10 protein-coding genes are annotated in these 10,328 nt (G+C 70.7%); 2 read left to right on the top strand and 8 right to left on the bottom strand.

What is annotated here, in order from left to right; genetic code table 11:
- Positions 1-201: 201 nt before the first annotated feature.
- On the top strand, positions 202-543 hold the full coding sequence (locus BBH68_RS11410; protein WP_065961342.1) for a winged helix-turn-helix transcriptional regulator: 342 nt from the start codon (positions 202-204) through the stop codon (positions 541-543).
- Between the two features lie 231 nt (positions 544-774).
- Here the strand turns inward: BBH68_RS11410 and BBH68_RS11415 are convergent, their stop codons facing one another.
- Positions 775-3,300, bottom strand: a complete 2,526-nt coding sequence (locus tag BBH68_RS11415) for an ATP-dependent Clp protease ATP-binding subunit (protein WP_065961344.1) — start codon at positions 3,298-3,300, stop codon at positions 775-777.
- 480 nt (positions 3,301-3,780) lie between these two features.
- Here BBH68_RS11415 and BBH68_RS43040 point away from each other — a divergent pair, with 480 nt between their 5' ends.
- Positions 3,781-4,440: an SCO3374 family protein gene (locus tag BBH68_RS43040; protein ID WP_079150921.1), complete on the top strand. Its 660-nt coding sequence runs from the start codon at positions 3,781-3,783 to the stop codon at positions 4,438-4,440.
- On the opposite strand, the gene BBH68_RS11420 is transcribed toward BBH68_RS43040, so the two are convergent.
- The 7 genes from BBH68_RS11420 to BBH68_RS11445 form a co-directional block, all read right to left on the bottom strand.
- The gene (locus BBH68_RS11420) at positions 4,379-4,714 is read right to left on the bottom strand and encodes a histone-like nucleoid-structuring protein Lsr2 (protein WP_065961346.1); all 336 of its coding nucleotides are present in this window, start codon (positions 4,712-4,714) and stop codon (positions 4,379-4,381) included. The genes BBH68_RS43040 and BBH68_RS11420 overlap by 62 nt on opposite strands.
- A gap of 210 nt (positions 4,715-4,924) precedes the next feature.
- Positions 4,925-5,446, bottom strand: a complete 522-nt coding sequence (locus BBH68_RS11425) for an amino-acid N-acetyltransferase (protein WP_065961348.1) — start codon at positions 5,444-5,446, stop codon at positions 4,925-4,927.
- A 21-nt stretch (positions 5,447-5,467) separates the two neighbouring features.
- On the bottom strand, positions 5,468-5,863 hold the full coding sequence (locus BBH68_RS11430) for a BlaI/MecI/CopY family transcriptional regulator (protein WP_076970966.1): 396 nt from the start codon (positions 5,861-5,863) through the stop codon (positions 5,468-5,470).
- Between the two features lie 180 nt (positions 5,864-6,043).
- On the bottom strand, positions 6,044-6,220 hold the full coding sequence (locus tag BBH68_RS41900) for a hypothetical protein (protein ID WP_170066559.1): 177 nt from the start codon (positions 6,218-6,220) through the stop codon (positions 6,044-6,046).
- A 99-nt stretch (positions 6,221-6,319) separates the two neighbouring features.
- The gene (locus BBH68_RS43045) at positions 6,320-7,324 is read right to left on the bottom strand and encodes a hypothetical protein (protein WP_245738008.1); all 1,005 of its coding nucleotides are present in this window, start codon (positions 7,322-7,324) and stop codon (positions 6,320-6,322) included.
- Between the two features lie 351 nt (positions 7,325-7,675).
- Entirely contained in the window at positions 7,676-9,343 is a 1,668-nt protein-coding gene (locus BBH68_RS11440; protein WP_065961352.1) for a COG1361 family protein, read from the bottom strand.
- 187 nt (positions 9,344-9,530) lie between these two features.
- Positions 9,531-10,328 carry a type III pantothenate kinase gene (locus tag BBH68_RS11445; protein WP_065961353.1) on the bottom strand — a complete coding sequence of 266 codons (798 nt, stop codon included), beginning with the start codon at positions 10,326-10,328 and terminating at the stop codon, positions 9,531-9,533.

The following is a 10,328-nucleotide window of genomic DNA, read 5'->3' on the forward strand; positions in this document are numbered from 1 at the left end:
GGGAGCCGGCGGGGGAATCGGCAGGGGCCCCGGTGGGGATCCGGGCGGGGGAATCGGCAGGAGCCCCGGCGGGGGAATGGGCGGGGGTATCGCTGGGGCACGGCGTGCGACGGCTCATTCCGGCACTGTCCGCCGCCCGGTTCCCCGCCCACAAGTACGGTCTTTGTTGTGCCGTAGTACCACCCTGGATACCTTTGCTGGATGCGCGGCAGTGTGGACGACACCCAGGATCACTGCGCGGTCGAGATCGCGATGGAAATCCTCGGCGGCCGCTGGAAGCTCGCCATCATCAACAAGCTCCTCACCGGCACCCACCGCTTCGGGGAACTCCGGCGCGCCCTGCCCGGCGTCACCCAGCGCATGCTGACCCGGCAATTGCGCGAACTGGAGGCGGACGGCCTGATCGAGCGGACGGTCTATGCGGAAGTGCCGCCGAAGGTCGAGTACGCGCTCACGGAGACCGGCCGCAGTCTGGAACGCGTCACGGAACTGCTCGACGCCTGGGGTCGCTGGTATCGGGACGCCCGGCCGCACCGCGAATGAGCCTCTGCGCCGCGAATGAGCCCCTAATGAGCCGCTGATTTCGGAATGCCGCCGAGGGTACGCCGACGGTACGCCGACGAAATCACCGCCCCGCTCGAGGAGCGGGAACACGGCTTTTCCGGCCACGAAAGCCCCCCTGCGGGCCGCTCACGGGCTCACGGGCGGGGGAAAGCGCCGGGGCCGCCCCGGACCGTGCGTACGGTCCGGGGCGGCCCCTGGGCGCCGTGGAGGTCAGGCCTCCTTGCTGAGGTTCGGGCCCGCGCCGCCGGCGGCGGACTCGATCGGCGGGGTGTCGGGCAGGGCCGACTTCTCCTCGCCGCGGAAGGTGAACTTCTTCTCCTCACCCTCGCCCTCGGTGTCGACGACCACGATGTGACCGGGGCGCAGCTCGCCGAAGAGGATCTTCTCCGAGAGCACGTCCTCGATCTCGCGCTGGATGGTCCGGCGCAGCGGCCGGGCGCCCAGCACGGGGTCGTAGCCCCGCTTGGCCAGCAGCTTCTTGGCGTCACCGCTGAGCTCGATGCCCATGTCGCGGTCCTTGAGCCGCTCGTCCACCTTGGCGATCATGAGGTCGACGATCTGGATGATGTCTTCCTCGCTGAGCTGGTGGAAGACGACCGTGTCGTCGACGCGGTTGAGGAACTCGGGCCGGAAGTGCTGCTTCAGCTCCTCGTTGACCTTGGCCTTCATCCGCTCGTAGCCGGTCTTCACATCGCCCTGGGCGGCGAAGCCCAGGTTGAAGCCCTTGGAGATGTCCCGGGTGCCGAGGTTGGTCGTCATGATGATGACCGTGTTCTTGAAGTCCACGACCCGGCCCTGGGAGTCGGTCAGCCGACCGTCCTCCAGGATCTGCAGCAGCGAGTTGAAGATGTCCGGGTGGGCCTTCTCGACCTCGTCGAAGAGGACCACGGAGAACGGCTTGCGGCGCACCTTCTCGGTGAGCTGGCCGCCCTCCTCGTAGCCCACGTATCCGGGCGGGGAGCCGAAGAGCCGCGAGACGGTGTGCTTCTCGCTGAACTCCGACATGTCGAGCGAGATCATCGCGTCCTCGTCGCCGAACAGGAATTCGGCGAGGGTCTTGCTGAGCTCGGTCTTACCGACACCGGACGGGCCCGCGAAGATGAACGATCCGCCGGGGCGCTTGGGGTCCTTCAGACCCGCACGCGTGCGCCGGATGGCCTGCGAGAGCGCCTTGATGGCGTCCTTCTGGCCGATGACGCGCTTGTGCAGCTCGTCCTCCATGCGCAGCAGGCGGGAGGACTCCTCCTCGGTGAGCTTGAAGACCGGGATGCCCGTGGCCGTGGCCAGGACCTCGGCGATCAGCTCCTCGTCCACCTCGGCGACGACGTCCATGTCGCCGGCCTTCCACTCCTTCTCGCGCTTCGCCTTGGCGGCCAGGAGCTGCTTCTCCTTGTCGCGCAGGCCCGCGGCCATCTCGAAGTCCTGCGAGTCGATCGCGGACTCCTTCTCCCGGCGCACATCGGCGATCTTCTCGTCGAATTCGCGCAGGTCCGGCGGTGCGGTCATGCGGCGGATGCGCATCCGGGAGCCGGCCTCGTCGATCAGGTCGATCGCCTTGTCCGGCAGGAAGCGGTCCGAGATGTAGCGGTCGGCCAGGGTGGCGGCCGCGACCAGGGCGGAGTCCGTGATGGAGACGCGGTGGTGCGCCTCGTAGCGGTCCCGCAGGCCCTTGAGGATCTCGATGGTGTGGGGCAGCGACGGCTCGGCGACCTGGATGGGCTGGAAGCGGCGCTCGAGGGCCGCGTCCTTCTCCAGGTACTTGCGGTACTCGTCGAGCGTGGTCGCGCCGATGGTCTGCAGCTCGCCACGCGCCAGCATCGGCTTGAGGATGCTCGCCGCGTCGATCGCGCCCTCGGCGGCGCCCGCACCCACCAGGGTGTGGAGCTCGTCGATGAACAGGATGATGTCGCCGCGGGTGCGGATCTCCTTGAGCACCTTCTTCAGGCGCTCCTCGAAGTCACCGCGGTAGCGGGAGCCTGCGACCAGGGCGCCCAGGTCGAGGGTGTAGAGGTGCTTGTCCTTGAGGGTCTCGGGCACCTCGCCCTTGACGATGGCCTGGGCCAGGCCCTCGACGACCGCCGTCTTGCCGACGCCGGGCTCGCCGATGAGGACCGGGTTGTTCTTGGTGCGGCGCGAGAGCACCTGCATGACCCGCTCGATCTCCTTCTCGCGCCCGATGACCGGGTCGAGCTTGGATTCGCGGGCTGCCTGGGTCAGGTTGCGGCCGAACTGGTCCAGGACGAGCGAGGTGGAGGGGGTGCCCTCCGCGGGGCCGCCGGCCGTGGCGGCTTCCTTGCCCTGGTAGCCGGAGAGCAGCTGGATGACCTGCTGCCGGACCCGGTTCAGATCGGCGCCCAGCTTCACGAGGACCTGGGCGGCGACGCCCTCGCCCTCGCGGATCAGGCCGAGCAGGATGTGCTCCGTGCCGATGTAGTTGTGGCCGAGCTGAAGGGCCTCGCGGAGCGAGAGCTCCAGCACCTTCTTGGCACGGGGGGTGAAGGGGATGTGCCCGGACGGGGCCTGCTGGCCCTGGCCGATGATCTCCTCCACCTGCTGGCGGACCGCCTCGAGCGAAATCCCGAGGCTCTCCAGGGCCTTAGCGGCGACACCCTCACCCTCGTGGATCAGGCCCAGGAGGATGTGCTCGGTGCCGATGTAGTTGTGGTTGAGCATCCGGGCTTCTTCCTGAGCCAGGACGACAACCCGCCGCGCGCGGTCGGTGAACCTCTCGAACATCGTTAATCGCTCCTCAGAGCGGTCAGGCAGTAAGGGGGCGCTCCCCTCTCTGTCCTTCCGCAGCTTAGTCCCGCAAGCGGGGACCGCTCATTCCAACTGCCGACACCCGTCCGGATCACCCCCGCTCTCGCGCGGAAGGCGGCCTGGTGGCCCCCTTTCCCCGAACAGCCGACAACAGCTCCAACCCGATGGTGCGAGACGATGTTCCCGCAGGCCAGGCATCTACGCTCGCCGCCACTACGCCCGTGGCGAACGCGACCGCCTCCCGGCCCGTGGACCGCCCCTCCCACTAGGGATGTCTTACCCGCATGGGCTGACACTCCATGCGGCGCGGGCCGGTTCCCTCCGCTACGGGCGAACAACCTTGCGCCCGTTCACCGCTCCTGTACGCCCCCGAATGGGCACCCAGTGTGCGCGTGTCGCGACACAGCGCGACCCAGGGGCACGTAACTTTCGCGGAGGGAGGCAGTTGCTCCGGGCATGCCTCTCATGACGCCGGAGGCCGACGCGCCCGCCACCCGGGGCGCGTGGGCTCAGTGGTACGAGAACGAGCTGGGGTGGCCGACGACCGGCAGCGATCCCGTCGAACTGCTCACGGGGGTGCGCTTCGACGTACTGGAGCTGCCGGCCGACGCCGGTTTCGCTGTGCTGCGACGCGTACCGCGGACCGGTCCGGTCGCGGTGGAGGGCCCCTGGATGCGACTGTGGGTCGCCGCGGGAGGCGCCGACGAGCTGCCGGGGCTGCTCGACTGGCTGGAATGGGGCGATATCCCCCTCGATCTGACCGCGATCGGTGCGGGCGGCCGGATCACCGCGCCGTGCCCCTCCTCCCGGCCGTCAGGGACGACGCGCGGAGAGCGGGGCCCGCAGGAGGCCGCCGTATGGCTGCGACCTCCCGAGCCGGGGGGCGGGGTGGAGCCCACGCTGCCGGTGGCAGGGTTCGGGGGCGATGGGGACGCCCCCGATCTCGTGCGGCTCGTGGGTGCGGCGGCCACGGAGTGCCACCGTGCCCGGTTGTTGCGCGCTCGGCCAGTGCCGGGACAGCGGGGAGCCCGGCGGGCCGGAGAAGGTGACCCGCTCAGCCGTTGGCCTTCTCGTACGCCTCGCGCACAGTCGCCGGAACACGCCCGCGGTCGTTGACCTCGTAGCCGTTCTCCTTCGCCCAGGCGCGGATCTTCGCGGTGTCCTGGCTGCCGCCGGTCGCCACGCGCGCCTTGCCGCGGGTCGCGGCCGCCCGGCCACCGGTGCGGCGGCCGCTCTTGGTGTAGGGCTCCAGGGCGTCACGGAGCTTGTCCGCGTTCGCCGTGGTGAGGTCGATCTCGTAGCTCTTGCCGTCCAGCGCGAACGTCACGGTCTCGTCCGCCTCGCCGCCGTCGAGGTCGTCGACAAGAAGGACCTGAACCTTCTGTGCCATGGGGTTCCTTTCCGAGAAACCGGGGAGCTCGGGCCGCAGCGTTAGGCGCTGATGTCCCCACCCCCCAGGTAATTACACTACGGGAGAATAGGAAACCGCTTTTCCCGGAAAAACACAAACCCCCCGGGAAGGTTCGGTCGATGGACCCCAGGGGAACCCTCTGTTCCGGAGCTATGTGATAGGGGAGCGATTCGGACATAGGGCCCGCGATCACAGTTGCAGAAGCATCCGGCTGTTGCCAAGGGTGTTCGGCTTCACCCGTTCGAGACCCAGGAACTCCGCGACGCCCTCGTCATAGGAACGCAGCAGCTCGCTGTAGACATCACCGTCGACCGGCGTCTCGCCGATCTCCACGAAGCCGTGCTTGGTGAAGAAGTCGACTTCGAAGGTGAGGCAGAAAATGCGCCGCACGCCGAGCCAGCGCGCCGTTTGCAACAACTTGTCGAGCACCAGGTGGCCTACACCACTGCCCTTCACGGCGGGGTCCACCGCGAGAGTACGGACCTCCGCCAGGTCTTCCCACATGACATGCAGCGCGCCGCAGCCAATGACCTCCGCGTCGCCGTCTCGCTCCGCCACCCAGAACTCCTGGATGTCCTCGTAAAGCGTGACCGTCGCTTTGTCGAGGAGGATGCGATCGGCCACGTACTGGTCGATCAGGCGGCGTACCGCCCGCACATCACTGGTCCGGGCACGGCGGACGGTGACTGCTTTAGATTGAGCCAAGGACATGCCGGGACGCTATCGCCGCTGTCATCGCCCCGACTCACCGGGGCTCTCACCGGGCTCTTCGAGTTGTACGACGCGCATGGCATCTCGCAGCGCATCTCGCTGCTCTTCGGACATCATCCCGAAGAACGCGACGAGCGCGGCGGCCGGGTTGTCACTCGCGGACCACGCCTCGTTCATCAGTGCGGCCGAGTAGGCGGCGCGCGTGGAGACCGCCGCATATCGATAGGCGCGCCCTTCCACCTCCCGCCGCAGCCAGCCCTTCTGATGGAGGTTGTCCATTACGGTCATGACCGTGGTGTAGGCGATCGAGCGTTCCTTCTGAAGGTCTTCCAGGACTTCCCGGACCGTGACCGGGCGGTTCCACTTCCACACCCGCGTCATGACCGCGTCTTCGAGATCTCCCAATGGCCGAGGCACACGTGAATAATAGTGGGGTATGCCGCGAATGTCGGGTTCAAGCGCGCAAAAAGGGCCGCACATCCCGAGACGGTGGTCATCCCGGGACGTACGGCCCCCTCGGCATCGGCCGGATCCGAACGGCTCAGGGCGGCTCCGGAGCGGGCTGGGCGAAGCCGGAGCGGACTGGATCGGGGCCGGTCAGGAGGCGCTGGGGCGCGCCTGGTGCTCGGACTCGGCGCGCGCGATCGCCGCGTCCACCGCGGCGTCCTCCTTGGCCTTGTTCGCGCCGCCCTGGCTCTTCACGATCGTCACGATCAGCGCGGTGAAGGCCACGGCCATCACCACGGGCGGGACCAGCGCGGAGATGTAATCCATGGCTGTCGCTCCTTCTGACTCGAGCCTCCGGATTCCCGAGGCCCCCGCATTCCGAGGCGCTCCGGATTTCTCCAGATTACGGGGTGCGCCGGCTTCGGCTCAGGCCGGGACCCGCCCGAACCGGGAGTCGAGCCGGGAGTCGCCTTCCGACGGCGGGGCCGGGCGGCGGCGCTTGGGCGGGAAGACCTCCGCCGGAGTGGGCACCGGACGGCCCGGGCGCGGGGTCCCGCGGCCCGGCTCGCCTCCCCCTGGCTCGCCACGCCCCGGCTCGCCCCGCGCCGGCTCGGTGCGCTTGGGCTCGCTCCGCTTGGGTTCCGCCCGCTTGGGTTCGCCCTGCTTCGGCTCGGCCCGCTTGGGCTCGCCTTGCTTGGGCTCGGCACGCTTGGGCTCGCCTTGCTTCGGCTCGGCCCGCTTGGGTTCGCCTTGCTTGGGCTCGGCCCGCTCAGCCTCGTCGCGCTTGGGTTCGGCGCGCTTGGGTTCGTCGTGCTTGGGTTGGGCGCGCTTGGGTTCGCCCTGCGCCGGCTCCGCCGGGCCGGGTTCTCCGCGTCCCGCGCGGCCGGGGGCGGACGGCTGCTCGCGCGGCTCCCGGCCGGGGTCGCCGCCGTTCTGCGCCGTCGGCCGGGCGCCGCCCGCGGGCGCCCCTCCGGGCAGCACTCTGAGCCGGGCCGCCGCGGACCGGCCGCCGTGGGGCCGCAGGGCCCCCGCCGCGCGCTCCGCGAGCCGGGCCCGTACGCCCCGCTCGGCCAGCCGCTCGCAGTGGCGCAGCAGCGTGCGGCGGCGTTCGGCCTCACCGGTCCCGGCGGCGGCCCGGCACAGCTCGCGCAGCGCGGCCAGGTCCTCCGGGAGCGGCTCGTAGCCGGCCGCCAGGACGCCTTCGAGCCGGTCGAGGTAGCCGACGGCGGCGCCGGGGAGGGCGGCGCGGTAGCGGGCGAGCTCGTCGAGCAGGAAGGCTCGCAGCCGCCCGCCCTCGCGGACCGCTTCGTCCACGGCCTCGGCGAGGCGGAGGCAGTCCTGGACCTCCTCCGTCCGGTCCGGGCCCCCATGGCCGGGGGAGAGGGTGACGGGATGGGGCTGGAGGGCGATGGCGAGGGCGCGTCGGAGCACACGCAGCTCATCCGCACTGAACGCCATTCCGCCGCGGGATCCATATGGCGTGGGCATGGGGCGACTTTAAGTGCTAAGCGGACAAAATTCGCTGAGCGCGAGGCCGTGCGGCGCGTTGCCTGGAGAGCGCGGCGCGTTGCCTGAGAGGGCGGCGCGTTGCCCGGAGGGGAAGGCGCGGGAGGTCCGCCGACGCCGACGCCCCCGGCCGCGGCCGCTCGACGTGCGAGCGGGCCGACAGCCGGGGGCGTCGGGGTGGAGCGTCGTGGCCGGCGCTTACGAGGGGCCGGGGGCGGGCTCCCGGGCCTCAGGGCCGGGCGGGCCCCTCGGCCGCGAGCCGCGCCGGTCCCTCGGTCAGACGCGGGCCGCCGCCCGGCGGCGCCGGGTGACGACGACCGCGGCGCCGCCCAGCGCGAGCGCGGCCGCCGCGCCGCCCGCCATCAGGGTGATGCCGCCCGCGCCGGTCAGCGCCATCGAGCCGCCGGTGGAGCCGCTGTCGTGGGAACCGCCGCTCGTGGCGCCGTCGCCCGAGCCGCCCGAGCCGGAGTCACCGCCGGAGCCGGACGTGGCGCCGTCCTGCGAGCCGGAGCCCGAGCCGGAGCCGTTGTGGTCCGAGCCGCCGGTGCTCTCGCCGCCGGTGGACGACCCGCCGGACGCGCCCTTGAAGGTGATCTTCGCGGTGTCGTTGCCGGAGTCGGGGTCGTTGGTGGAGAAGCCCGCCGGGCCGGGCACCAGCTTGACGGTGCCGGTGGCGTTCTTGTCGGCGTCCTTGGCGATCTTCACGCCGAGGCCGTACATCTGGCCCTCGCCGGGCAGCTCGGTCGAGGCCTCGGGGCACAGGTAGCGGCTGTGGCCCGGCTCGAACTTCTTGGTCTCGGTCGGGCTCACATAGGTCAGGCACTCGCCGGTGGTGTCCTGGTCCGGCTCTTCGTCGATGTGGTTGCTGAGGCCGGTGACGCCCTTGGGCAGGGTGATGTCGGCGTACAGGAGCGGCTTGCCGTCCTTGCGGTAGGCGGCCGCGGGACCCGCGTTGGTCAGCCCGAACCGCAGGCCGCCGGTGGTGCCGTCGGCGGTCGGCTCGATGGTGCCGCCCACGGCCCGGAAGTCGGCGTGGTTGTCGGTGAGGAGCGAGAGGCTGCTCTTGCCGCCGGTCTCGAAGTCACCGCCGGAGGCGGCGGTGAGGCCGATCGGGGAGCCGGTGCCGGGGGTGCCGTTGGGGTCCTCGTCACTGCTCGCCGGGACGGCCTCGGCCTCGTAGTCGATCCAGGGGGCCAGGGCGGCCTTGGTGATCTTGGCCGTCAGCGGGGTGCTGAGCTTCGCCGACTGGCCCGGCTCCAGCGGGGTGTCGATGGCGCAGTAGACGCTCGCGGACTCGTCCCACTCGTAGGCGAAGCGGCAGTTCTTCGGCTTCGTGGTGAATTCGACGCCGGGGACGCTCCGCAGCCGGATGTCGACGCGCTCGGTCCGCAGGTTCCCGGTGTTCCGTACGGCCAGCGGGAGGTCCACCGTGTCGCCGGTCTTGAGGCCGCTGCGGTCGGGCAGCTTGCCCACGACCAGCCGGGGGGAGCCGACCACGACCTTGGAGGAGTCCTTGTCGCCGGTCGCGCCGTCGGCCGTCACCTCGTAGCTGATGGTGCCGGAGGCGCCGGGCTTGGCGTCCGCGTCGGCGGTGAGCGTGAACGGCTCCCAGGGCCCGTGGAGGTTGCCGTTGTCCAGGCAGGTGACGACCGCGCCGGAGGCGGTGCACTGCTCGTTCTTCGCCTTGATCGTCGCGATGCCCTCGAGGCCGCTCGCGTCGATGACCAGCTTGGCGTTCTTCGGGAGCGGGAATTCGGCCCCGCCGTCGGCGAACGAATAGCTCACGCTCGGGGCGACGGCCTCCTGGCCGTCGGCCGCCGACGGCAGATCGATCTGCCGGGGGGCCTGGATTTCCGCCCAGGGCTGGGTCGGCTCGTCGTCCGCGTACGCGGTGGGTACGCCGACGGCCGTCCCGAGAACGATCACCGCCCCGGCGGCCGCCACGTGAACCGTTTTCCCCTTATGCCACATGAGTCCCACGCCTATCTCACGGCTACCCGAATTCCGACGCACACAAGACGGTTCAGGTGGCCGGATGGTTGCCCTCCGGTGAACGGGAAGTTCCGGAAAGACGGGGGCGCCGCTCGGCGCGGTAGGGCGTCGGACGCGGGTGCGGGGGCGGGGCCGGGGCTCAGCCCCGCGCGACGTTGCGCTCGTAGACCAGGCGCAGGCCGATCAGGGTCAGCCACGGCTCGTGCTCGTCGATGACCGAGGACTCGCCCAGCACCATGGGGGCCAGGCCCCCGGTCGCGATGACCGTCACGTCCTCGGGGTCGTCGGCCAGTTCGCGCGCCATCCGCCGCACGACGCCGTCGACCTGCCCGGCGAACCCGTAGAGGATGCCGGACTGCATCGCCTCGACGGTGTTCTTGCCGATGACGCTGCGCGGGCGGGCCAGCTCGATCTTCCGCAGCTGCGCGCCGCGCACGCCGAGCGCCTCCACCGAGATCTCGATGCCCGGCGCGATCACCCCGCCCACGTACTCGCCGCGCGCGCTGACCGCGTCGAAGGTCGTCGCCGTGCCGAAGTCGACCACCACGCACGGGCCGTCGTACAGCTCGACGGCCGCCACCGCGTTGATGATCCGGTCGGCGCCGACCTCCTTCGGGTTGTCCATCAGGATCGGCACGCCGGTCTTCACCCCCGGCTCGACCAGCACCGACGGCACGTCCCCGTAGTAACGGCGGGTCACCTCGCGCAGCTCGTGCAGGACCGAGGGGACGGTGGAGCAGATGGCGATGCCCTCGATCCCGTCCCCCAGCTCCTCGCCGAGCAGCGGGTGCATGCCCATCAGGCCCTGGAGGATGACGGCCAGCTCGTCGGCGGTGCGGCGGGCGTCCGTGGAGATCCGCCAGTGTTCGACGATCTCGTCGCCGTCGAACAGGCCCAGCACGGTGTGGGTGTTTCCCACGTCGATGGTCAGCAGCAT

It is taken from the genome of Streptomyces sparsogenes (genome assembly GCF_001704635.1).
GTDB lineage: Bacteria > Actinomycetota > Actinomycetes > Streptomycetales > Streptomycetaceae > Streptomyces > Streptomyces sparsogenes.